A 22,975-nucleotide genomic window follows, 5' to 3' on the forward strand; every position below is an offset into this window, starting at 1 on the left:
GCTATCCGCACGCGAATGACGCCACACCACCGGCCGCAGCCGCGGCCACTCGACCACTCGCATCGCTCGATAACCACACGCCTACGGGGGGACCGATGAGCGACGGCTCCGTCTGGCGGAATCGGAGCTTCGTCGCCTTCCTCGCCGGCCAGTTCGCGACGAACGCCGGCGACAGCCTCTACACCGTCGCCCTGCTGTGGCTCACCCTCCAGCTCACGGGGTCGTCTGCCGTCGTCGGGGCGGTCAACGCCATCCTCCTGCTTCCGTGGCTGTTGCAGGCGCTCGCCGGCCCGTTCGTGGACCGACTCTCCCTCCGTCCGCTGCTCGTCGGCTCACAACTCACGCAGGGGGCGGTCGTGCTCGCGCTCCCGCTCGCATACGCGACCGGCCGACTGACGGTCGGTGTCATCCTCGGCGTCGCGACGACCCTGATGGTCGCCTCACTCGTGATGGCACCGATGGAGTCGGCGCTGCTTCCCCGTATCGTCGCCGACAGCCAGCTCTCGCGGGCGAACTCCGCGCTCGCGACCGTGACGCTCGGACTCGACATGGTGTTCGACGCGGTCGGCGGGGCGTTCATCGCCGTCTTCGGTGCGACGACGCTGTTCCTCGTCGACGCCGGTACGTTCGCCCTCGCTGCCGTCCTGTTCGCGACGGTCACGGTCGCCCCGCTTCCCGAGGAAGCCGACGAGGACGACACGGCCGACGCGGACACTCCCCGCCTGCGCGAGTATCTGGCCGACCTTCGGGTCGGCGTTGACACGCTCCGGGGCACGGCGTTCGTCGAACTCACCGCCCTGACTGCGTTCGCCAACTTCACGACCGGCGTGACGCTGGCCATCCTCCCGGCCTTCGGCGCGAGTCTCGACGGGGCGATACTGCTCGGCGTCCCGCTCGACGGAGCGGTGATTTACGGCGCGATGCTGGGCGCGCTCGGCATCGGCCGACTCGTCGGCTCCGTGCTCGGCCCGCGCTTCGAGACGGTTCCCTACGGACGCTTCTCCATCGCCGGCAACGCGGTCAGCGGCGTTGCGTGGCTCGCGTCCGTTCTCGCACCCGGACCGGCGCTCACGGTCGGGCTGTTCGGACTCGCGTGGGTTCCGGTCGGTATCAGCGGCGTGCTCTCCTCGACGCTCCGCCAGCAACTGTTTCCGACCGAGGTACTCGGGCGCGTCTCTGCGGTGAAAGGAACCGCCTCGGGGGCGACGCTCCCGCTCGGCTCGCTCGTCGGCGGCGTCGTCGGTACCCTTCTCGGTATCGAGGTGACGCTCGCGCTGGCGGCCCTTGGCTTTGGACTCGCTGCGCCGTATCTCGCTGTGCGAAAACCTCTCCGAGGACTTCCGTCCGTCTCGGAGGCAGAGCCGGCCGACTTCGGCCTATAGCGGGAACCGTTCTTCCCGCGTCTCGTGGACGACCTCGGGGTCGATGGTCCGGCCGTCGACCTCCACCGACTCGCCCGCGGCCAGCGCACCGAACGCCGGTCCCTCGCCCACTCCGAGTGTCGCGGCCTTCTCCGGCTTGAACTGCTGGTCGCGCGCGACGACGGCCCCTTCGCCCACCTCGACGGTCTCGTAGCTCTCGTGCAACACGTCTGCCAACGCCGCGACGATTCCCCCGAACGAAGATTCGTCGGCGAGCGCTACCCGTCCGACCGGCCGGGTCCCGCCCTCCTCGGTCTCGAACGCCACGGCCGCGTTCGCCACGGCCTCGCGCGCGCCGTCGGTGTCGATGTTCGCCGCCTCGCTCGCCAGCGACGCAGGTAGCGACCGGACCACGACATCGCCTTCGTAGCCGGTCGCCGGCCCCCCGAATCGGAGTCCGTCACCGACCGTCGTGACGGCCGCCTCGACAGCCTCGACCGTCGAGAGGGGGACCCCGTTCGTCGTCTGCGTGAACGTCTCGCTCACGACGCGGTAGCCCAGCGATTCGATGACCTCACACAACACGGGATGGTCGCCTTCGACGACGGCGTGGCGCGCGCCAGACCGCTCGAAGGCCGCCCGAATCGTCGCCTCGGCCTCGCGCGGGTGTGCCATCCCGTCGAGCGACCAGTCGGCGAGCATGTGTCCCGGCGACCAGTCTGTCTCGCGAGCGATGCGCTCGAACCGCGGGACGTAGTGGCCGCCCCCGACGCCGACGAACGGTCGCTGTGTCGCGAGACGCTCGCGGGCGTCGAAGATTGCCCGCGCGACCGCCCGCGCGCCGGCGGGGTCGTCCCACTGTTGGTCGTCGCTCCCGAGTTCCACGAACAGCGAGGGCACGTCGATGTCGGTCGGTCCGTGGTGGGTGCACTCGATTGCCGTTCCGTAGCCGTCGGGCGCGTACCCGTCGAAGGCGTCGAGAAGCGCCGCGAGCGAATCCGGGTCAGCCCGGGCGAAGCTGGCGTCGTCGCCGCCGTGTTCGGCCGGGCCGGAATTCCCGGTCGGGTGCGTCGTCAGCAGTGGGCCGGTGTCGCCGGCGTGTCGGCTGGCGACGAACAGCCGGTCGGGGTCGTCGAACGCCGACGCGAGTCCCTCCGCGTGGATGTGAAGTTCGTCGAACGTCCGGAGTTCGATGCCGTCGGTCCGGTACACCGTCCCGCCTCCCTCGGCGTCCGGCCGACTCCCATCCTCGCGTTCCGTCCACGAGCCGAGCGCGAGCAGCTGCTCGCCAATGTGTTGTGAGGCCCTGTCCGCACGCGAGACGACGACAGCAAGCATACTAACTCTCCGTCGCCGCCGAGTAACTGTGTTCCGCTCTCGGACGCTGATAACGTCCGGGGCAGCTCACCTATCCGAGTTCCTGTTCCGTCTGCGTTCGGTCGATCATGCCCGTTCGACATGCCCGGCGCGATTTCGCCGGCGACCTATCCCGAGTCCGGCGACGGCTAGCCGACCGATGAGGACCCACGCTATCGTCGCCACCAGCCACGGCGTCGTCCCGACGACCCACCAGCCGAACGCGACCACGAAGAGCGCTGCTCCGGCGTCCAGCGAGCGGGTCGAGGCCGCTTTCGTCCGCGACCGGCCCGTGGCGACACCGAGCATCAACCCGATGCCGATGGCCGTCGGCAGCACGAACGAACTCGTCGTCCCCGCACTGATTGCGACTGCGACTAGCCCGGCTAGTGCCGCGACGGTCACCAGTAGCTCGAAGTGTATCGTCGCCCGCCCTGCGAACGTCTCTCGATTCATGCTCCACGTACGCTCGCTGAATGGTTAAACCCCTCAGTCAACATACAATATAGCTGGAGCCGGACCGTCGATTCACTCCCGTCATACGGAGCGTCGACCGCTATCCGCGCAGGGATTCGACCGGCGGCTCCCACGCCGCTCGGTAGGCCGGATAGAGTCCGCCCCCGAGCGCGATCAACATTCCAAACCCGAACGCGCCGAGGACGACGAGCCCGTTCGTCGGGACGAGCACGGCAGACAGCGGGAGTCGGGTGCCGAGTGCGACCCCCACGACGACGGCCGTCCCGAGAATGGCTCCGAGCGCCCCGCCAACGACCCCGAGCAGCGTCGATTCCACGAGCAGCGTCCGGAGCACCTCGTCGCGGTGGACGCCGACGGCCCGGAGCACGCCGATTTCACCCCGACGCTCCGAGACCGTCATCAACATCACGTTGAAGATGGAGACGCCGGCGACGACGAGCGAGATGCCGGCCACGGCGAGTAAGAACCCGTTCAACAGCGCGAAGAACTCGGTAATCCGGGAGAGCACGCTCGTCAACGAGAGCACCGAGACGCGCTCCTGGCGGGTGTTCAGCCGCTCGCGGACTCCGTCAGCAATCGCCCGTGCGTCGTCCGCGGAGTCGGCCTGTACCACGACCTGTGCGTAGTCGTCGGCGACGAACTCGTCGGGTGGAAGCACGACCGCAGACCCCGGCCTGATCGGGGAGAAGGTGCCCTCGGAGTCGATAATCGCGAGCACGCGATAGCGGTTCCCCTCGATTTCGACGGCAGACCCGACGCGTGCGCCGAGTCCCGCGGCGAGTTCATCACCGACGGCGACGCCCTGTCTGAGCGTGTCGGGCACGTTGTCGACGCCGAACAGCGCCGCCGGCTGTGTCGTCCCGTACAGCTGGGCAAAGGACTGACCGTTCGGGCCCGAGACGCTTGCACCCCCCGAGTTTAGCGGGATGACGGTTCCGCCGCCGGCGGCGGCCTGCCGGATGGCCTGCACCTCGCGAGGCCCGAGGTTCTCCTCGCCGTCGTCGGGACTGATGATGACCTGATTGCCGAGCCCACCGAGTTCGGCCAGTGCGGCGGTCTGGAGCGCCGTCCCGAGCATCCCGAGCGTGATGACGGCGAAGACTCCGATGACGATACCGAGCATCGCGAGCCCGGCCCGGAGCCGCTGGCGCGAGAGGTTCCGGACGGCGAGCGAGCCTGCGGGAAACCGTCGGGCCAGCCGCGTCGCCAGCGACGACTCCACAGACTGGTCCGACGCGCGTTCGTCAGCCATCGAGCACCCCGTCGACTAGCTCGACCGTCCGGTCGGCGTACTCGCCCACGAGGCTGTCGTGGGTGACGGCGACGACCCCGACGCCCGCGTCGGCGATGGTCTGTATCTCGCCCAACACCGCTTCGCCGGTGTCGCGGTCGAGGTTGCCGGTCGGCTCGTCGGCGAGCAGTACGTCCGGTTCGTTGATGAGCGAGCGCGCGATGGCGACCCGCTGTTTCTGCCCCCCTGATAGCTCGTCGGGCGTGTGTCGGAGCCGGTCGGCGAGTCCGACACGACCGAGTAAATCGACCGCGCGGTCGGTGTAGTCGGCGTCGAGAAACCGCGTCGGCAGCCGGACGTTCTCGACGGCCGACAGCGTCGGAATGAGATGGAAGTCCTGGAACACGAAGCCGACGCGCTTGCGGCGCACGTCCGTTCGCTCGCGAGCCGACAGCGCAGCGACCCGCTCGCCCAGTAGCTCGACGCTGCCGGTCGTCGGGTCATCGAGCAGTCCAAGCATGTTCAACATCGTCGACTTGCCAGAGCCGGACGGTCCCATGATGGCAGTCACCTCGCCGCGCTCGACGGTGAAGTCGACGTCGTCGAGTGCGGTGACGGTCCCGCCGCCGCCGTCGTACTGCTTCGTGATGCCGTCGAGCCGGAGCGGCGGCGAGCCGTGTCCGTCCCCGTCGTTCATTGGTAGCGGCGCGCGCCGAAGACGACCAGCGGGAGGGTGACCAACAGGCCGACGCCGAGCCCGACGACGGTCCCCTCGACACCGCTCAGGAACCGTCCGCCGTCGCCGTCGTCGTCGGTCGCGACGGGCACGTCGACGGTCGTCGTCTGGCGTTCACCGGCGGTCGTGTAGGCCACGGTTATCGGCACGCTCGTCACATTCTCCGGGTCGATTTGGGCGGTCAGATCGAACGGGGCGAACTCGCTCGGGCCGACGGTGCCGAGGAACTGATCTCTGTTCGGATACGTCGGTCCTGCGTGCTCGCCCTCGCCGACACCGACGACGACGCCGCGCACCTCACCGTCGCCGACGTTCCCGAGGTTTCCCGACAGCTCGAGCCGCTCGTCGTCGGCGCTGAGACTCAGTCCGGTCACCGACACCGCGCCGCTCGCGCGGTCGAGGTCGTACGGGCGCACGACGGTGCTCGCGTCGCCGCCGACGGTGTACTCGACCGCGAGTCGGAGTGTCGCGGCTTCAGCCCCCGAGAGGTCGACGGTCACGCTCTCGGTCGCGCCGGGCGCGATGGTGCCGGCGACGGCAGTCCTCCCCACGCTCAGCGCCGTCGTCCCGTTCGAGAGCCGCGGGACGAGCACCGGCTCTTCGATGGCCGCGTTCCCGAAGTTCGTCACCGTCACTCTGACGGCTCCCATCTGCCCACTAGCGGCGTCTTCGTCGTCGGACTGGAGGGTGTTTCCGCCGCCGAGTGCACCGGCAATCCCGCCCACTCCGCCGGCGTCTGCGGCTGCCGACTGCTGGTCTGCCGTCACTCGTTCGACGCGCAGCCCCACGTCGTCTCGCAGCGGCGCGACCGATACGGCTCGGGTCTGCGTGGTCGTCGCCCGCGTGCCTGCGGCAGTCGTGTACGAAGCTTCGACCGTGAGGTCTCGCTCACCGGCGGTCGCCGGCGCGAGACTGAAGTTCAGCGGCTGGCTCACGCCCGCCGGAAGCGTCGCTACCGTCTGTCGGGTCCGGTCGCCCGCAACGTCGGTGAACGCGACGGTGATATCACGCAACGGTGCGCCCGTTGGGTTCGAGACAGTCACCGTGGCGTCCGAGTCGGCTCCCGCGGTGAGTCCCGCCGCGTTGGTCGTTAGCTGTGGTGTGCCGGCCTCGACGGCGACAGACAGGGGTCGGCGAACGGTCGCCTGGTCGTCGTCTGCATCAGCGACCGTCGCGACGACCGTGAGGTCGCGTGCCCCCGGGTCGGAGAAGCTGACCGTAACGGGCACCGTGAGCGTCTCTCCCGGCGAGAGCGACCCAAGCCCGGTCGCGCTCGCGAGCGTCGCTCCCGTCTCGTTGACGACGGCGACGCGTTCGAGCGTCCCGGCCGAGTCGCTTCCGGCGGAGAGCCTGACGGTCGCCGAGACGGTGGTCGGTGCGCCGGCCGTCGGGTTCGTCGGCGAGACGCTCGCGTCGGTAATCGTCACGCGCGCGTCTGGAATCGCGCCGACGGCAAAGCCGGGAACAGTTGCGGTCACGAGAAGAACGGCGATGATGAGGGCTGCGCCGCGAATACGGGCCATTGAGTGGTCCCAATTGAGGGCTGGACGAGTATTAGTCCTTCCCGTACACTCCGATTCGGATGTTCTAGAGTTATATTCGACAGCAGAGCGGCTTCGATAGACGTTGTCGGGCTTACAGAGAGTCGCGGCTACTCGCGGACTACTCAATTTGCTATTGCGGTATGTAGTTTATACCTCTCCGCGCCGGGCGTATTTTGGTCGCGGAGACCGTCCGATCGGACAATGCAGGAGTACGAGCGCGAGATACTGCTCGAACGAATCGGGCGCGAGAGCGCCACCGTCGGCGCGTCCATCCCCGACCGGATCGACGTGCAGGGCGAGGAGGTCGATCTTCAGGAGTTCGTCTTCGAAATCAAGCGCAGGGACACGATTCCGGACGGCGAGCGCGAGCGCGTCGAGCGCGCAAAAAAGAACCTCCGGCGGGAGCGACTCCAGCGCAAACAGCGCATCGAGGGCGAGACGGACGAGGAACTCGCGTTCATCGAGGGCGAGCAGTTGGCTGAGGACATCATCGGTATTGACCGCGCGCTCGCGGCGCTCGAATCGCTCCGGCCGACAGATATCGAGGGCGAGCGCGAACGGCAGGAGACGGCAGACACCAAACGCTGGCTGAATTTCCTGAAGCAGGCGCTGGGCCACGAAGACAGCTCCCAGTTGGGTGGACGGTGAGCCGAAACGCCGCCGTCGCCGACCGGCTCGACGAGATGGCAGACCGGCTCGAGGCGACGGGCGTCGAGTACAAGCCTCGAGCCTACCGACAGGCGGCCGACAACATCCGCGGCCACACCGTCGCCATCGAGACTCTCGCACAAGAGGGTGTCGAGAGCGTCAAACAGATCGACCGGATCGGCGACGCCATCGCCCAGAAGGTCATCGAGTATATCGACACCGGAGACATCGAGGAGCTAACGGAACTGCGCGAGGAGCTACCGATTGATATCGAGGCCATCACCCGCGTCGAGGGCGTCGGACCGAAGACAGCCGCCGACCTCTACGAGGCACTCGGCGTCGAGGACTTAGACGACCTCGAAGCCGCCGCAGAGGCCGGCGAGATTCAGGCGGTGTCCGGCTTCGGCGCGACGACCGAGCAGAACATCCTTGACGGCATCCCCTTCGCCCGCGAAAGCCACCAGCGTGAACTGCTGGGCGATGCCCGACCGCTCGCCGACCGGCTGCTCGCGTCCCTTCGCGAACTCGACGCGGTCGAGGCGGCCGACACCGCTGGGTCGCTTCGCCGCTGGCGGCCGACCGTCGGTGATGTAGACGTGCTGGCGGCCAGCGACGACGGGACGCAGGTAATCGAGGCGTTCACCGACTTCGACGGGGAGGTCATCGAAGCCGGCACCTCGAAAGCGAGTCTCCGCGTCGACGGCCTGCGCGTCGACCTCCGGGTCGTCGTCACCGAAGAGTGGGGCAGCGCGCTCCAGTATTTCACCGGCAGCCGCGACCACAATATCGTCGTTCGAAACCGTGCGCTCGATAGGGGCCTGAAAGTGAACGAGTACGGCGTCTTCGACGTATCGGAGGTCGACGATCCCGACGCCGGCCAGCGGGTCGGCGAACGCGTCGCCGGCGACACCGAGGTCTCGATGTACGAGGCGCTCGAGTTACCCCACATCCCACCCGAACTCCGCGAGGACAGAGGCGAAATCGACGCCGCAGCCAACGGCGAACTCCCGACGCTCGTCGAGGAGGGTGACCTCCGGGGCGACCTCCACCTCCACACCGACGCCTCCGACGGGCAGGCCTCCGTCGCCGGGATGATTCAGGGAGCAGCCGACCGCGGCTACGACTATCTCGCGATTACCGACCACGCGACCGGGCCGGGGATGGTCGGCGGCGTCGGCGTCGACGACGACGCCCTGCTCGACCTCGCGGAGACAGTCCGGGAAGCCGCGAGCGACGCCGACCTCCGCGTGTTCACGGGCGTCGAGGCGAACATCGGCGAGGACGGCTCCGTCAGCGTGGCCGACGACGTGCTCGCCGAACTTGACTGCGTGGTCGCCTCGCCCCACGCCGCGCTCGACGGTGATGGGACCGACCGCCTTGTCGCCGCCGTCGAACACCCGGAAGTGAACATCCTCGGCCATCCGACCGGTCGGCTGTTGAACCGTCGTGAAGGACTCGATTTCGACATGGAACGGATCGCCGAGGCGGCAGTTGTGAGCGATACCGCCCTCGAAATCAACGCGAATCCGAGCCGACTTGACCTCCGGGGCGGCTACGTGAAACAGGCAATCGAGGCCGGCGCGACCATCGTCGTCAACACCGATGCCCACCAGCCGTCGAGTCTGGAGCTCGCCCGCTTCGGCGTTCACACCGCCCGCCGCGGCTGGGCCGAGACCGACGACGTGCTCAACACGCGCGATGCTGACGGCGTCGCCGACTTCCTCGGACTGTGAGCGACCACGGCCCGTTCCTGCTCGACGTGATGTGTGGGAAGCTGGCGACGATGCTCCGATTTTGTGGCTACGATGCAGCCTACGCCCTCGACCGTGGGACACGGGACGACGACCGACTGCTCGACATCGCACGGAGGGAGGACCGAACGCTCCTCACGCGCGACGTCGAACTCGCACAGCGAGCCGGCGACCGGGGTCGGTGTCTCACCGAGCGCGACACCGACGACCAGTTGCGTGAACTCGCCGCGTACGGACTCGACATCTCACTCGACTCCGAGCCGCACTACTGTGGCGACTGTAACGGGCCGGTCGAGACCGTTCCCGACGACGACCCGACGCCGGAGTACGCGCCGTCGACCGAGGAGTTCGACATCTGGCGGTGTCGCGACTGCGGGCAGTACTTCTGGAAGGGATCACACTGGGAGTCGATGAAACAGCGACTCGCGGCGATCTAGTCGGCCGTCCACTCCGTGCAGGCGTCCATGTCGTCCATGACCTCCTCGTGGAGACCACAGTACGGCTGGAGACCGTCGTCGGTGCGGACGTATTTGAACTCGCTGCAGTTGCCACAGTACCGGTCGCCGACGGTCGACTCGCGGTCCGGCGTGGTGGAGAACTGGTCGACACCCGAATCCTGCGAGGGGCCGTCTACCTCCTGAATCGACTCGGTCGTCGCGCCGCCGTCGGAGCCGAGCACCTGTGCGCCGTTGGTGTCGGGGGTCGACCGTCGGCGCGACTGCGTCCTCGTCTCGGGAGCGTTGGTCTGTGTCTCGGCGTCGCCGTCGGGGGTTTCACCGAGCAGGCCGATACCGCCCAGCCCTTGTCGAAGGCGGTCGTTCGACACTTCCACGACGCGCGTCTTCCCCTCGCGGGTCACCTCCAGCTTGACGGTTCCACCGGGGTCGTTGCGCGCCTTGAAGTTCGCGACCGCGACGAAGAGGCTCCAGAACGTCGTGATGACGCCGACGAAGTAGACGGCCGTCACCGGCAGGGTGTAGTCGGGGGTCATCCCGAACCAGTTGCTCGGGTAGACGCTGACGAACGCGGCGACGCCGCCGACGGCCACCGCTGCACCGGCCCAACTGGCGATGCGAAGCCCGCGTGAGGCCTTCGGGAGCACGGTCATCGCACCGAGGAAAATCGCCGGAAGGCCGAGCCCGGCGAATACGCCCGAGAGCGTCCGCGTCGTCGTCACGTCGAAGCCTGCGACGCCGCCGCCACCGGAGGAGGTCCCGAACACGATGCCGACCACCGTGGCCACCGCGCCGGCGGCGAACAGTCCGAGTCCGGCGTAGAGCCGCTGTCGGCCCGGTCCGCTCGCCCCACCGTCGTACACGTCAGCGAGGCTTGTCATACCGTCAGTTTTGCAGCGACTACTAAAAAACTGTGTCAGACGCGTGGCATGCGACCGACTGCGTATGAAAAAGCCCTTTATAATCGGCCTCGGAGCCTACTGGATATGAAAGCAGTCGTCCTCGCCGGCGGATACGCCACCCGCCTCTGGCCTATCACCAGACACCGCCCGAAGATGCTCCTCCCAATCGGCAACACGACGGTCATCGACCGCGTGTTCGCCGAACTCGAACGCGACGACCGCATCGAGGAGGTGTTCGTCTCCACCAACGAGGCCTTCGCCGACGAGTTCGAGACGTATCTCGCGGAGGGCGACTTCGAGAAGCCCGTCCTCTCCGTCGAGGACACCACCGGCGAGTCGGAGAAGTTCGGCGTCGTCGGCGCGCTCGGTCAGCTCGTCGAGCGCGAGGGTATCGAAGACGACCTCGTCGTCATCGCCGGCGACAACCTCATCGGCTTCGACTTGTCCGAGTTCATCGACGCGTTCGAGTCACACGACGCCCCCACGCTCGCCGCCTACGATGTCGGTTCCCGCGACAAGGCGACCTCCTACGGCGTCATCGACGTGGAGGACGACCGCGTCGTCGACTTCGAGGAGAAGCCGGACGACCCGCCGAGTTCGCTCGTCTCGATTGCGTGTTACGCGTTCCCCGAAGAGAGCCTCCGATTCGAGGAGTATCTCGCCGACGGCAACAACCCCGACGAGCCGGGGTGGTTCATCCAGTGGCTCGTCGAACACGACGAGGTGTACGCGTTCCCGTTCGACGAGGCGTGGTTCGACATCGGGACGCCCGAGTCGTACCTCGCGGCCGTCGCGTGGGCACTCGACGGTGACTCGCTCGTCAGCGACGACGCCGTCGTCATCGACTCTGACATCGGCGAGAACGTCCACGTCATGGACGGGGCCCGCATCGTCGACTCCACGCTCTCGAACGCCGTCGTCTTCGAGAACGCCACCGTCCTCAACTGTGAGATTCACGACTCCATCATCGACGAGGAGACCAACGTCGAGGATATCGACCTCGCTGGCGCGCTCATCGGCGCACACTCACAGCTCGGCAACACGGAGTAGCACCTTTTTGCTGTTCGGGCTTCCTCGCGCGCCGGAGGCGCGCTGTGGGAGCCACTCACAGCAAAAATCTGCACCGCGAGACGCGGAGCGTCTCGCCTGCTGCTGAGAAACGCGGTGCGTTTCTCGCATCGCGGAAATCAGAGATTTCCGCAGACCTCGTTCGCTTCGCTCACGAGGACATCAAAAAGCCGCAGCCGAGCCTCCAGTCGGTCGGCTCGGAGAACCGTTCGCTCCGCTCACGGACACTCTCAGCTGTTACTGTTCAGCAAGCCACGCGTCCGTAATCTTGATGTGGCCTCTATCGGCTTCCCACACCGTCTCGTACTCCAGATCGATACGCCGGTCCATGTGTGGCCCGTCCACAACGAACGTCTCGAACTCGCCGCCCTCCCCAAGGATGTGGACGCCGTACTCCTCGTTGAGCGATTCGAGTTCGGCGATGGCGTCGTGGTCGAGAGCGCGACCGAGCCACGACTCGTCCAACCCGTAGGCCGCGACTTGGATGATGAGAATCTCGAAGCCGGCATCGAGCATCGCGTCCGCGAGGTCGCGGGGGTCTTTCTGCCACAGCGGCGCGAACAGTTCGGCGTCGAGGCGGTCACACATCGCCTGAATGCGTGAGGTCTGGTACTCGCTCTCGACTGCGCCGGCGGTGATACCACCGATACCACCCCACTCCCCGTGCAGCGTTTCGAGGGCACGCTCCAACGGCTCGAGTTCGGCGTCCCCCTGCTCACCGGAGTCGACGGCGCTGTCGGCCTCGAAATCCGACGGCTCTACCTCCAACAGTTCGATACCGACCGACTCGGCTGCGAGGCGGGCGAGATGCGTCGCCGGCGTGTGGTACATGTACGAATCCCCTTCCGGGTGGACGGTGACGAGTCGCTCGACCGGGTGGCCGGCTTCGAGTGCACGGTACAGCGCCCACGAGGAGTCTTTTCCGCCTGAAAACAGACTCACCCACGGTGTGTCGCTCATACTCGGAGACGGCGCGCTCGGGGTTTAGCACTCACGGACTGGACAGCTCCCCGACCGCCTCGCGGTCGGTGATATAGCTGACGACGAGGATACCACAGACGGAGACGGCGAGGCTGGCGGCGACGAACAGCGCCAGCCGCTCCAGCGTCGCGAGCGCGAAGGGGGCGACAGAAATCGGACCGAAGGAGAGCGCCGGCACCTGTGCCGGTCCGAGCACGCCACCGCGCTCGAGGAAGTAGCCCGCGAAGCCGCGGACGACGAGCCCGACCGCGACCACGCCGAAGGGGAGATTCAGGAAAGCAGACCGGACCGACTCGTCCTCGAGGAGTTCGTCGGCCAACCGACCGGCCGAGGCCGCCAGTGCGGCCGTCGCCAGCCACGGCACCGCGGTGTAGACGAACTCCATCACCGCGAGGAACGGGTCGTCCATCCCGGTCGCGGGGATCGCACCGACGAACGCCCCGATGAGTGTCAGTCCCGCCGCCACCACGTAGGTGACGAGCGACACCTGCCCGGAGTAGAACGCCTCGCGGACCTGACCGGGAAGCTCGTTCGCCAGCTCGTCCACGCCCAGTCCCTTGTACAGCAGGAACACGCCTAATGCGGCGACGACGATGGCAATGGCGAGCGTCACCGACTCGGCGAGCAGGAGGAGTATCGGGAACGCCAACAGCGTCGCACCCAGCGGTACGAGCACGGTCGAGCGAAGCTCCTCGTCGGCGAGGAACTGTTTGAGGACGTAGTAGGTCGATTCGATGTCGTGGCTCTGGCGCACGACGACCCGGTCGACGGCGTCGACGCGGAGCCGCGACTCCACGATGTGGACTAGTCGTTCGGCCTCGGCGCTCGCGACGACCACGACCGCCGAATCCGGATTCACGCGCTCGATGATGGTGTCGAGCCCGGCCGCGACGGCGCGGTCGGCACTCACCGCGTCACCGCCGCCCGACACGACCGCCACCTCTGCGTCTTCGTTCTCGTCGCGCAGGTCGCGAGTCACCTTCAGCGCCTCGAGCGTCGAGTTCACCCGGGAGTCGCCGGGGTCCTCGATGCCGATGTCGGTGACGAGCGCGCGCACGGCCTCCCAGCCGACGACCGGCTCGTCGGTCAGGCCAGCGCGATCGACACACACGACGAGAGTCGTCACGTTTTGTTGGATGTCACGTCAGGTGAAAAGTCTTCAGCCTACCGCCGGAGCCGGAACGCCGCGTCGCCGTCCACGCTGTCGGTTACTCCGCGACCGAACGCGTACGCCATCGACGCCGCCCCGCCTCGGACCGCCGACAGCGGTCCCCGCGACGGCTCGAACTCGCGGACCGTCACCTCGCCGAGGTCGGCTTCGAGCTGCTCTTTCACGTCGCGGCGCGTCCCCAACTCGTCGACCAGTCCCAGCTCGGCGGCCTCGCTCCCGAGATACACCTTCGCCTCCGTCGACCGGACGAACTCGGGGTCGAGGTCGCGGCCGTCTGCGACCACGTCGACGAACTCGTCGTAGTAGCCGTCGATGAGTCCCTGGAGGTACTCGCGTTCGTCTTTCTCTAGTTCCGTGAAGGGGACGCCGGCTTCCTTGTACTCGCCGGCGGTGAACTGCTCGTACTCGACGCCCGCAGTGTCGAGTAGCTCCGTCGCCGTGAACCGCGAGCCGCGGACTCCGATAGAGCCGACGACGCTTCCGGTACGCGCCCACAGTTCGTCACAGGCGCTCGCAATCCAGTAGCCGCCCGACGCGCAGGTGTCGGTCGTGTACGCAATCACCGGCCCGTCGAACCGCTCGATTGCGAGCCGGATGTCGTCGCTCGGGACGACTGCCCCGCCCGGCGTGTTCAGCTTCACGAGCAGCGCCTCCACGACGGGGTCCTCGTCGGCGCGGTCGATCTGCTCGGTGATCTCGTCTGCTCCCGGCGTCGTCGGCGAACTCGGGAGCGAGCCGCCCCCGCCGTCGCGCACGATTGGTCCCTCGACTGCGACCTCCGCGACGTTGTACGCCGGATACTTCCCGTCGAGCAGTCGGCTCGCAACCTGGAGCGTGGCGAGCACACTCACGAGCACGAGCAGAATCCCCAGTATGTCGGCGATATCGGTCACTCGCTCTACGAACAGATACCAGCTCACGACGGCCGCCGCGGCCACGCTCACCGTGAGCGCGACGAGCCGACCGAGCGTTCGTCCCTGACTCATACCGACTGTGGTGGAGCCACGGCGATAAATCCCGACGCCGCTGTCGGGTGGGGAAAAACAGAGGGAAAAATCGCGATTACAGGAGACCGGTCTTCTGCAGCTTCATGAGGTCCTCGGTGTCGAGGGTCTCGCCGTTCTGGAATGCCTCGTAGATCTCCTCGGCCTCCTCGCGGGCCTCTTCCTCTTTGGCCTCGCGGGCCTCCTGCTTCTCGCTTTCTTCTTCCTTGTCGAGCTCGCGGAGCCGCTTCTGGACGCGGACGAAGTCGTCGTGGTGCTGGTCGGCGGCCTCCTGTGCCTCGACGAACTTCTCGTGCCACTCGTCGGCGTCGTCGCGAATCTCGTCGGCCTCCCGATAGGCCTCGATCATCTGGTTGTGGTGCTCTTGGGCCTTGTCGGCGAGCTCCGTCACCTTCTGGTGGTGTTCGGACGCCTCGGCGCGGACCTCCTGGGCCTTCTCCTTGACCTCTTCGAGGTCGCCGGACTGGTCGAGCTTCTCCTTTCGCTCGGCCAGCTGCTCGCGCTTTTCTTCGATCTCCTCGATGAGCTCGCGCTCGTCCTCGGTGGAGAGCACCTCGGTCTGCTGTTTGAACTCCAGATCCTCGATTTCGCTCTCGAGGTCGTCGACGGACTTGCCCTCCGAGAGTTCGAGGTCGTCCTTGCGGTCGTCGACCTTGTCGAACAGCTCGTTGGCCTTGGCGTTGAGCTCGTTGCGCTTTTGCTTGTGCTCTTGGACCTGCTCGTTGAGCTCGTCGCGCTTCTCGCGGTGCTCTTGTGCCTCGTCGACCTTCTCGCGGGTCTTGGCGTTGAGCTCGTCGCGCTTGGACGCGCGCTCGGACGCGAGCTGGTTCAGCTCGTTGCGCCGGTCCCGCAGTTGACCAGCCTTCTTGATGAGCTGTCCCTTGTTGTTCGTCTCTAGTTCGTCGTCTGTGAGTTCTACGTTGTCGCTGCTTTCGATACTGTCACTCATAGTTGTACTCGATTCCATTACCGCTCCGGGTACAGCGCCAGCTACTGAAAAACGAGCAACCACGGACAAGTGCATTCCCTGTCATTCTGGTTGGCTGGCGGTGCTTGAACGCCGGATGCGTTCTGGTAGTTTCATGTTGCTTGCACGGGTACATAAAGATTTCCCACCCCGCGACGGCTGAAACGGCCTCACACACCCCACAGCGACTGCGTGAAGCATTACCACACGCTCCGGAGTGATATATAAACGCGACGCGAGTCAGCGGGCTGAAGTCGTCGCGTCGCCACCTCCGCGTATGCCCGAAACCGAGACCGTTCGCGCACGCGGCCACGAGCACGTCTCCGCCGAGCACGCGAGCACGTGGGAGCTCACGAGCGACGACTGGCTCACCCCCGCCGGCGACTGCATTCTGGGTATCGAGGCCGACACCACGCCTGCCGACTTCGACGCCGCGTTCGTCGCGGCGTGTCAGTCCCACGACGCCACCGTCGAGGCGACGCTCCGCGTCGGCGACCGCGAGCAGACGGTTGTCGGTGCCGGCCACCCCGAACTCTCTTTCGAGAGCGACCGCAGTCTCGTCGCTCGTACCAGCGGCTACGTCGACGACCGGACCGTGATGGTGAACGCCGACACCGCTGCCGAGGGAGTCGACCAAGCGTTGGTCGATGCGCTCGCCGAGGGCGGCTCACTCGAGTGTGTGTTCCGTGTCGAGTAGTCTGGGGACGGCTTGATTGGTGGCTTTGGGTTCGTTGGCTCTGCTTGCTCTGGCTACATCGATGAGGACAACAGCCAGAAAGCCCCGGGCGTGTCGCGGTGCGGTTTCCCGAGGCCAAGCAACGAGATCGGTGCTGTCGCTGTCAAATTCACACCAAACAGAGTGACGCCGTCAGAACCGAACCCAAACCGAACGGAGCGACTACTTGAACCGGAACGTCTCCAGATTCTTCGGGGCGAAGGTGCGCATGTTGTACTCGTGGTACAGCGCGCTGGAGAAGTCCTGTACGGAGGATTCGTCGCCGTGGACACACAACACCTTCTCCGGACGCGGATTCATCGTCTTCACGAAGTTCTCCAGTCCCTGTCTGTCGGCGTGGCCGGAGAAGCCGTCGACGGTCTCAACGTCCATCTTCAGGGTCAGGTTGCCCGAGCGACGGCCGTCGTTCATCGGAATCTCGTCCCAGCCGTTTTGAATTCTCCGCCCGAGCGTCCCCTGTGCCTGATAGCCGACGAAGACGAGCCGGTTGTCCGGGTCGGCACCGAAGTGGTGGAGCCACGACATGATCGGCCCGCCGGTGACCATCCCCGAGGTGGAAAGCACGATACACGGGTCGCCGTCGGCCACCTCCTGTCGCTCCTCCTCGCCGCCGTCGATGTGGTTGAACTGGTCGGCGAGGAACGGATTCTCGTCCTCGTGGAAGATGCGGTCACGGAGGTCGTCGCGCAGATACTCCGGATACGTCGTGTGAATCGCCGTCGCCTCCCAGATCATCCCGTCCAGGTGGACCGGCATCTCGGGGATGTCGCCGCTCCGCATCGCCTCCTCCAAGACGAGCATGATCTCCTGTGAGCGGCCGACCGCGAAGGCGGGAATCACCACCTTGCCGTCGCGCTCGTACGCCTCGTTGATGACCTTCTTGAGTCTGCGCTCGGAGTCCGCCTGGTCGGTCTGGTAGTCGTTGCGGCCGCCGTAGGTCGACTCCATGACGAGCGTCTCGACGCGCGGGAACTCGTTGACGGCACCGTTGAACAGCCGAGTGTCGTCGTAGTGGATGTCACCGGAGAAGGCGACGTTGTACAGGCCGTCGCCGATGTGGAAGTGGCTCACGGCGGAGCCGAGGATGTGCCCGGCGTTGTGCATCGTGAGCTTCACGTCCGGCGCGATGTCGGTCACGTCGCCGTACTCGATTGGGACGGTGTGTTTGATTGCCTCACGGACCTGCGAGGACTCGTAGGGGGGCGTGCGCCCCTCCTTGGCCGCCACGTCGAGGTAGTCGAGGGTGAGCAGCCCCATCAGGTCGCGCGTCGGCTCCGTACAGTAGATCGGGCCGTCGTAGCCGTACTTGAACAGGAGCGGGATGAGCGCCGAGTGGTCGAGGTGGGCGTGGGTCAACACGACCGCGTCAATGGTGTTCGCGCCGGCACCGAGCGCCTCGGGCACCTGCAGATACGGCACCTCGCCCTCCGCGCCGGGCTTGTCGCCGCAGTCGACGAGGATGCGCGTCTCCGGCGTCGAGATGATGAAGCTCGCGCGACCGACCTCACGACAGCAGCCGAGCGTCGTAATCCGGACCCACTCGTCGTCGGACATCTCCTCGCGGTGGATCTGACGGCCGACGCGTTCGAGGATGTCGCGCCGCTCTTCCCGTTCCTGCTTGAGGAAGTTCCGGACGTTCGAGACCGTCGAGGACTCGATCGGCGGCGTCCGGACGACCTCGGGCGTCCAGCCGACCTCTTGGGTGATTTCACGGAGGGTGGAGCCGTGGCGGCCGATGACCATCCCGGGCTTTTCCGCCTCGATGAAGATCTCGCCGGTGTCGGTGTGGAAATCGAGGTCGGTGACGCCGGCCTCCTCGGGGATGATGTCACGCACCGTGTCTTCGGCCTCACGCGGGTGCGAGAGCACGTCCGGGTCGGGTCGGACGGTGATGCGTTTCCGGAGTTTGGAGGCGAGCCGGCGAACGAGGTCGCCGTCGCTGGCGAACCCCTTCGGGTCGCGCGTGTACACGACCAACTCCGGTCCCTCGTAGGTCACGTCCGAGATACTGATATCTGAAGGAACCTCGTCTTCGATCTCTGCTTGTAGGTCGTCGAGTTGCCGCTCTACTGAGCTCATAGGTAGTAGGTGGGGTCCGGAACGCGCTGCGGCGCTGTCTGGGCTGCAGACTGCGACACGGCGCTTGTGTACGTAATCGTCATACGGTTTCTCAGTCACGCACAGTGACTGCGGGACACTGTACCGGAAAACCCGCTTACCTCGGTGTAGGATCCTATTCGCATAAAAGGCTTCCCAAAGCGGGAACGCCGGTCGACGGGAACACTTCTAACCGACCGCTTACACACTTCGGTATGTCGTTTCTCGCAGACTTCCGTTCGGGCACACGCGACACCGCCCCCGTCGTGCTCGGCATCATTCCGTTCGGACTGGTCGCCGGCGCGGCAGCCGTCGAGGCCGGGCTCACCGGCGGACAGGCCCTCGGTCTCTCCGTCATCGTCTTCGCGGGCGCGTCACAGCTGGCCGCGATCGATCTGCTCGGTGACGGTGCGCCCGTGGCCGTCGTCGTCGGCACGATTCTCGTCATCAATCTCCGGATGGTGATGTACTCCGCGTCGATTGCGCCACACGTCGCCCGGGCGCGCCGCCGGTGGAAGGCGCTGGGCGCGTATCTCCTCACCGACCAGGCGTACGCCCTCTCGCTCGCGAAGTTTCGCAGCGCCGAGACCGCCGGCATCGGCTACTATCTCGGCACCGCCGTCCCGCTGTGGGTGTGCTGGCAGCTGTGTACCGTCCTCGGTGTCGTCGTCGGGGCACGCGTCCCGCCCTGGCTGCCGCTCGATTTCGCGTTGCCCCTCGTCTTTCTCGCGCTGCTCGTCCCCGCCGTCGACGATTGGGCGACCGGGATGGCGGCACTCCTCGGCGGCACGCTCACCACGGTCGCCGTCGGACTACCGTACGAACTCGCGCTCCCGGTCGGAGCCGTGGTCGGCGTGCTCGCCGGCGTCGTGACCGACGCCGCCCTCGGGGGTGAGCCGGCGTGACCGCCTCTACCACTACCATCTGGCTCGCCATCCTCGTCGGCGGGGTCGGTACGTACGCGATTCGTGGCTCGTTCATCGCGGTGTACGGCCGACTCGAACTCCCGGCGGGCGTCGAGAACGCGCTCCGATTCGTGCCCGCGGCCGTGCTCGCCGCGCTCGTCGTTCCCGAACTCGCACAGGTGGACGGGACGCCCATCGCCCAGTCGGGACTCCCCCCGGGCGACGCGATTGTACGACTCCTCGCGAGCGACCGTCTGCTCGCGGGCCTGCTCGCGGCCGTCGCTGCCTACGTGACCGAGGACGTACTCGCCACCATCGTCGTCGGGATGGGCGCGCTGCTCGCTCTCGGGGCACTGTAGCAGAACAGCCTTCACTCCGGGTGCCTCGTCCCCGATATGGGACTTCGGTCGCGGCTCCGCACTCCGCTGCAGGCGCGCCGGCGCGTCGTCGTCAAGACCGCCTGCTATCGACTCGTGATGATACTCGTCTCCATCGTCGTCGCGTACCTCGTCGTCGGAGACGTGACTGACGCGCTCTCTATCGGACTCATCACGAACGTCGTGAAGACGCTCACCTACTACGGGTACGAGCGGCTCTGGGACCGTATCGCGTGGGGAACCTGACACGCGGCGTGGTGGCCGACGGAAACGACCGTGTTTAAGCGACCGCCCGGACAGGCTAGCGTATGAGCGACGACGGCGACGAATCCGACGCGCAGTCTCTCGGCATCACGAAACGCAAGGAGTACGAGACCGGCGAGTGGTACGCGGAGGTCGTCCAGAAGGCCGACCTCGCCGACTACGCTCCGATGGGCGGGTTCATCGTTGTGAAACCACGCGGCTACGCGCTGTGGGAACAGGTCCAGGAAAACCTCGACTCGTGGTTCAAGACCACGGGCGTCGAGAACGCCTACTTCCCGATGATGATTCCGGAGTCGTATCTCGAACGCGAATCGGACATCGTGGAGGGCTTTGACCCCGAAGTCGCGTGGGTCACCCACGGCGGCCACGAGGAGCTCGAAGAGCGCCTCGCCGTCCGTCCAACGTCCGAGTCAATCATCACGCCGTACATGGCCGAGTGGACGCGTTCACACCGCGACCTCCCGCTGCGATTGAACCAGTGGTGTTCGGTCGTGCGCTGGGAGGCGACGGACACCAAGCCGTTCTTCCGCACCAAGGAGTTCCTCTGGCAGGAGGGCCACACTGCCCACGAGAGCGAAGGGGAGGCGTGGGAGGAGACGATGACCCGACTCGAACAGTACAACCGCCTCTACGAGGACGTGCTCGCGATGCCGACGACGCTCGGTCGCAAGCCCGACCACGACAAGTTCCCCGGGGGCGAGACGACGACGACCGTCGAGGCGCTGATGCCCGACGGGAAGTCGCTGCAGGCGGGGACGAGCCACTATCTCGGCACCGGCTTCGCCGAGGCGTACGATCTCACGTACCGCGACGAGGACGAGAACGAGCAGGTGTGTCACACCACATCGTGGGGGCTGTCGTGGCGTGCCCTCGGCGGACTCATCATGACTCACTCGGACGACCAGGGACTCGTTTTGCCCCCGACGGTCGCGCCCGAACAGGTCGTCATCGTCCCCATCTGGCAGGAGGACACCCGCGAGGAGGTGCTCGACTACTGCGAACAGCTGCACGCCGACCTCGACGCCGACGGGGTCCGCGTCGTCCTTGACGACCGCGACGAGCGCAACCCCGGCTTCAAGTTCAACGAGTGGGAGCTGAAGGGGACACCCGTCCGCATCGAGGTCGGGCCGAACGAGGTCGACGACGAGGAAATCACCCTCGTCCACCGCCCGGACGGCGAGACCGAGACGGCGGACCGCGCGGACCTTACCGACGCGACCGAGGACGCCCTCGATACGGTGTACGCGAAACTGTACGCCGACGCCGAGGCGAACCTGGAGGAGAACGTGCGCGAGGCGCACGGCCGCGGCGAGATTCTCGGCACGCTCGGCCAGCACGGTGGCTATGTCAAGACCGGCTGGTGTGGCGACAAGAGCTGCGAGACGGAGATCAAAGACCAGATCGCGGCCGAAATCGTGATGCTCCCGCTGGAGGAGGACACCGAACCGGTCCACGAGACGTGTGGCGTCTGTGGCGAGGCAGCGACGGAGACGGCGTTCTTCGCGAAGAACTACTAAGCACTTTTTTGCCGACTCGGGCTTCCTCGGCGCGGCAAGGCCGCGCCTGTGGGAGCAATGTGGCGGCGTAGCCGCCACGAAATAGATTGCCGGCGGAGCCGGCAATCCGCTCGCGGCAAAAACCTGCACTAAAAAGACGCAGCCGCGCCTCCCGTCGGTCGGCGCGGTGAAACGCCTCGCTTCGCTCGCCGTATACTCGTGGGGTGGAGCAATTCGCGGTACTGTCATCGGTGTGGTGTTTTCTCCTTGGTTCCTCGAAACACGCTACTTCTGGCCTCCGACGGAGGTCACACCGATGTAATACTTATACCGCTGACGCGTCTTATCACGAGTATGTTGAATCGACTCAAGACGATGAACCGGGTCACCAAAATCGAGTACGGGTTGATGGTTATGACAGCCCTGCTCGCGATTGGGGCCGGATTCGCACCGGTGGGGCGTGAAGAGAGCGTCCTCTTTGCGGCGGTGTTTCTCGGGATTACGATTGGTCTGTGGGTGTCACACCTGCTGACGATGTTACACACTGCGGTCGTGCAAAACGACGCCCGAATCAATGGCTGAGGACACACCACCGGGACAGGCAATCGGTGAAGAGTTCGGCAACTTCGCCAGCTTTGCGCTCGTCTCGGGGATGGTGTCTGCCATCTTCGTCGCAGCGTTCCTCACGGCGTTCCCGGGCCGTATCGGCCGGTACTTCGGTGGTATCGCCATCGCGGTGTTGCTCATCACCTTCGTCGTCGGGCTGACGCTCGATCTACTGGGCTTTTTCGGCAACGAGTCGTCGCTCACCCGCGAAACGGAGTCGACGCCCTTCGAGGAGACGGATCGGTATCAGCGCGTCCGCTCACAGTCGAACGAGCCGCTGCCCCGTCAAATCAACTTCAACGAGGAAGTGACGGCGCTGAAAGAGTACTTCGACGGCGACGTGCCCCGGGCCGCACAGTCGTTTTTCATCGAGTACGAGAAGCTCAGATCCAGCAGCTCGCGCCGGAAGACACAGGCGAGCAGCGTCCGGTCGGCGCTCAATCCCGTCCTCGCGTTGGTCGACGACGAGGAGCTTGAAGCCTCGCTCGAACAGATGGGCGAGGACCTGTTCGCGTACATCAAATCCAACCCCGCGGAGAACATCATCGTCACCGAGGTGGCCCTGACCCACGACGGGACCGAACAGTCCGTCATGGAGACCCAGGGACAGACGGCACACCTCACGGCCGCCCTCCACAACGAGGGCGAGGCGGTCGAAGCCGAGCTGTCGATTCGGTTCACCGACCCAACGGGAGCGAAGATTATGGAGACGACACTCCCGACCGGTCGGCTCTCGACCGAGGAGCGTATCGAACTCAACACGGACCTTCTGGTCCCGGCGGCGGCGACGGATATCCAGTTCTCGATTCTGAACGCACGGCAGGTCGAAACGGGGACCTGAC

General features: G+C 66.2%; 23 protein-coding genes. 12 read left to right on the forward strand and 11 right to left on the reverse strand.

Annotated features, from left to right (window positions below; translation table 11 throughout):
• Positions 1 to 95 precede the first annotated feature (95 nt).
• A complete protein-coding gene (locus DMP03_RS01395; RefSeq protein WP_152118948.1) occupies positions 96 to 1,382 on the forward strand; it encodes an MFS transporter in 1,287 nt (428 codons plus the stop codon).
• Here the strand turns inward: DMP03_RS01395 and DMP03_RS01400 are convergent.
• The 5 genes from DMP03_RS01400 to DMP03_RS01420 all read right to left on the reverse strand — a co-directional run bounded on the left by DMP03_RS01400 (position 1,377) and on the right by DMP03_RS01420 (position 6,684).
• The gene (locus tag DMP03_RS01400) at positions 1,377 to 2,699 is read right to left on the reverse strand and encodes a D-aminoacyl-tRNA deacylase (protein ID WP_152118949.1); all 1,323 of its coding nucleotides are present in this window, start codon (positions 2,697 to 2,699) and stop codon (positions 1,377 to 1,379) included. The genes DMP03_RS01395 and DMP03_RS01400 overlap by 6 nt on opposite strands.
• A 105-nt stretch (positions 2,700 to 2,804) precedes the next feature.
• The gene (locus DMP03_RS01405) at positions 2,805 to 3,173 is read right to left on the reverse strand and encodes a hypothetical protein (protein WP_152118950.1); all 369 of its coding nucleotides are present in this window, start codon (positions 3,171 to 3,173) and stop codon (positions 2,805 to 2,807) included.
• 100 nt (positions 3,174 to 3,273) lie between these two features.
• Positions 3,274 to 4,446 carry an ABC transporter permease gene (locus DMP03_RS01410; protein WP_152118951.1) on the reverse strand — a complete coding sequence of 391 codons (1,173 nt, stop codon included), beginning with the start codon at positions 4,444 to 4,446 and terminating at the stop codon, positions 3,274 to 3,276.
• Positions 4,439 to 5,122: an ABC transporter ATP-binding protein gene (locus DMP03_RS01415; protein ID WP_152118952.1), complete on the reverse strand. Its 684-nt coding sequence runs from the start codon at positions 5,120 to 5,122 to the stop codon at positions 4,439 to 4,441. Before DMP03_RS01415 ends, DMP03_RS01410 begins: the two co-directional genes overlap by 8 nt.
• Positions 5,119 to 6,684, reverse strand: a complete 1,566-nt coding sequence (locus tag DMP03_RS01420; RefSeq protein ID WP_152118953.1) for a hypothetical protein — start codon at positions 6,682 to 6,684, stop codon at positions 5,119 to 5,121. The genes DMP03_RS01415 and DMP03_RS01420 overlap by 4 nt, the downstream gene beginning before the upstream one ends.
• A 222-nt stretch (positions 6,685 to 6,906) precedes the next feature.
• Here DMP03_RS01420 and DMP03_RS01425 point away from each other — a divergent pair, with 222 nt between their 5' ends.
• The 3 genes from DMP03_RS01425 to DMP03_RS01435 are packed head-to-tail and all read left to right on the forward strand — an operon-like array spanning position 6,907 to position 9,541.
• Positions 6,907 to 7,353: a DUF5788 family protein gene (locus DMP03_RS01425; protein WP_152118954.1), complete on the forward strand. Its 447-nt coding sequence runs from the start codon at positions 6,907 to 6,909 to the stop codon at positions 7,351 to 7,353.
• Positions 7,350 to 9,086, forward strand: coding sequence for a helix-hairpin-helix domain-containing protein (locus tag DMP03_RS01430; RefSeq protein ID WP_152118955.1), 1,737 nt, complete (start codon positions 7,350 to 7,352; stop codon positions 9,084 to 9,086). Before DMP03_RS01425 ends, DMP03_RS01430 begins: the two co-directional genes overlap by 4 nt.
• Positions 9,083 to 9,541, forward strand: a complete 459-nt coding sequence (locus DMP03_RS01435) for a Mut7-C RNAse domain-containing protein (protein WP_263970159.1) — start codon at positions 9,083 to 9,085, stop codon at positions 9,539 to 9,541. Before DMP03_RS01430 ends, DMP03_RS01435 begins: the two co-directional genes overlap by 4 nt.
• On the opposite strand, the gene DMP03_RS01440 is transcribed toward DMP03_RS01435, so the two are convergent.
• Complete coding sequence (locus DMP03_RS01440) at positions 9,538 to 10,440, reverse strand: DUF7139 domain-containing protein (RefSeq protein ID WP_152118956.1); 903 nt, start codon at positions 10,438 to 10,440, stop codon at positions 9,538 to 9,540. The genes DMP03_RS01435 and DMP03_RS01440 overlap by 4 nt on opposite strands.
• Positions 10,441 to 10,545: 105 nt before the next feature.
• On the opposite strand from DMP03_RS01440, the gene DMP03_RS01445 reads away from it, so the two are divergent.
• Positions 10,546 to 11,511 (forward strand): sugar phosphate nucleotidyltransferase, encoded by a 966-nt coding sequence (locus DMP03_RS01445; protein WP_152118957.1) that lies wholly within the window; start codon positions 10,546 to 10,548, stop codon positions 11,509 to 11,511.
• 255 nt (positions 11,512 to 11,766) lie between these two features.
• On the opposite strand, the gene DMP03_RS01450 is transcribed toward DMP03_RS01445, so the two are convergent.
• The 4 genes from DMP03_RS01450 to DMP03_RS01465 form a co-directional block, all read right to left on the reverse strand.
• Positions 11,767 to 12,489 (reverse strand): diphthine--ammonia ligase, encoded by a 723-nt coding sequence (locus DMP03_RS01450; protein WP_152118958.1) that lies wholly within the window; start codon positions 12,487 to 12,489, stop codon positions 11,767 to 11,769.
• A gap of 31 nt (positions 12,490 to 12,520) precedes the next feature.
• Positions 12,521 to 13,636: a DUF373 family protein gene (locus tag DMP03_RS01455; RefSeq protein WP_152118959.1), complete on the reverse strand. Its 1,116-nt coding sequence runs from the start codon at positions 13,634 to 13,636 to the stop codon at positions 12,521 to 12,523.
• A gap of 38 nt (positions 13,637 to 13,674) precedes the next feature.
• Positions 13,675 to 14,667: a signal peptide peptidase SppA gene (gene sppA, locus DMP03_RS01460; RefSeq protein ID WP_152118960.1), complete on the reverse strand. Its 993-nt coding sequence runs from the start codon at positions 14,665 to 14,667 to the stop codon at positions 13,675 to 13,677.
• A gap of 76 nt (positions 14,668 to 14,743) precedes the next feature.
• Positions 14,744 to 15,634 carry a coiled-coil protein gene (locus tag DMP03_RS01465; RefSeq protein ID WP_152118961.1) on the reverse strand — a complete coding sequence of 297 codons (891 nt, stop codon included), beginning with the start codon at positions 15,632 to 15,634 and terminating at the stop codon, positions 14,744 to 14,746.
• A 295-nt stretch (positions 15,635 to 15,929) separates the two neighbouring features.
• On the opposite strand from DMP03_RS01465, the gene DMP03_RS01470 reads away from it, so the two are divergent.
• Positions 15,930 to 16,349 carry a DUF371 domain-containing protein gene (locus tag DMP03_RS01470; protein WP_152118962.1) on the forward strand — a complete coding sequence of 140 codons (420 nt, stop codon included), beginning with the start codon at positions 15,930 to 15,932 and terminating at the stop codon, positions 16,347 to 16,349.
• A 201-nt stretch (positions 16,350 to 16,550) separates the two neighbouring features.
• On the opposite strand, the gene DMP03_RS01475 is transcribed toward DMP03_RS01470, so the two are convergent.
• Entirely contained in the window at positions 16,551 to 18,467 is a 1,917-nt protein-coding gene (locus DMP03_RS01475; RefSeq protein WP_152118963.1) for a beta-CASP ribonuclease aCPSF1, read from the reverse strand.
• A 233-nt stretch (positions 18,468 to 18,700) separates the two neighbouring features.
• Here DMP03_RS01475 and DMP03_RS01480 point away from each other — a divergent pair, with 233 nt between their 5' ends.
• The 6 genes from DMP03_RS01480 to DMP03_RS01505 all read left to right on the forward strand — a co-directional run bounded on the left by DMP03_RS01480 (position 18,701) and on the right by DMP03_RS01505 (position 22,974).
• Positions 18,701 to 19,390, forward strand: coding sequence for an AzlC family ABC transporter permease (locus DMP03_RS01480; protein ID WP_152118964.1), 690 nt, complete (start codon positions 18,701 to 18,703; stop codon positions 19,388 to 19,390).
• Complete coding sequence (locus DMP03_RS01485; protein WP_152118965.1) at positions 19,387 to 19,749, forward strand: AzlD domain-containing protein; 363 nt, start codon at positions 19,387 to 19,389, stop codon at positions 19,747 to 19,749. The genes DMP03_RS01480 and DMP03_RS01485 overlap by 4 nt, the downstream gene beginning before the upstream one ends.
• A gap of 36 nt (positions 19,750 to 19,785) precedes the next feature.
• Positions 19,786 to 20,013, forward strand: coding sequence for a DUF2061 domain-containing protein (locus DMP03_RS01490; protein WP_152118966.1), 228 nt, complete (start codon positions 19,786 to 19,788; stop codon positions 20,011 to 20,013).
• A 62-nt stretch (positions 20,014 to 20,075) separates the two neighbouring features.
• On the forward strand, positions 20,076 to 21,548 hold the full coding sequence (proS, locus tag DMP03_RS01495; RefSeq protein WP_152118967.1) for a proline--tRNA ligase: 1,473 nt from the start codon (positions 20,076 to 20,078) through the stop codon (positions 21,546 to 21,548).
• 333 nt (positions 21,549 to 21,881) lie between these two features.
• Positions 21,882 to 22,109, forward strand: a complete 228-nt coding sequence (locus DMP03_RS01500) for a hypothetical protein (RefSeq protein ID WP_152118968.1) — start codon at positions 21,882 to 21,884, stop codon at positions 22,107 to 22,109.
• Positions 22,102 to 22,974, forward strand: a complete 873-nt coding sequence (locus tag DMP03_RS01505; RefSeq protein ID WP_152118969.1) for a hypothetical protein — start codon at positions 22,102 to 22,104, stop codon at positions 22,972 to 22,974. The genes DMP03_RS01500 and DMP03_RS01505 overlap by 8 nt, the downstream gene beginning before the upstream one ends.
• Position 22,975: the final 1 nt, after the last annotated feature.

Source organism: Halosegnis rubeus (assembly GCF_009184545.1).
Taxonomy (GTDB): Archaea; Halobacteriota; Halobacteria; order Halobacteriales; family Haloarculaceae; genus Halosegnis; species Halosegnis rubeus.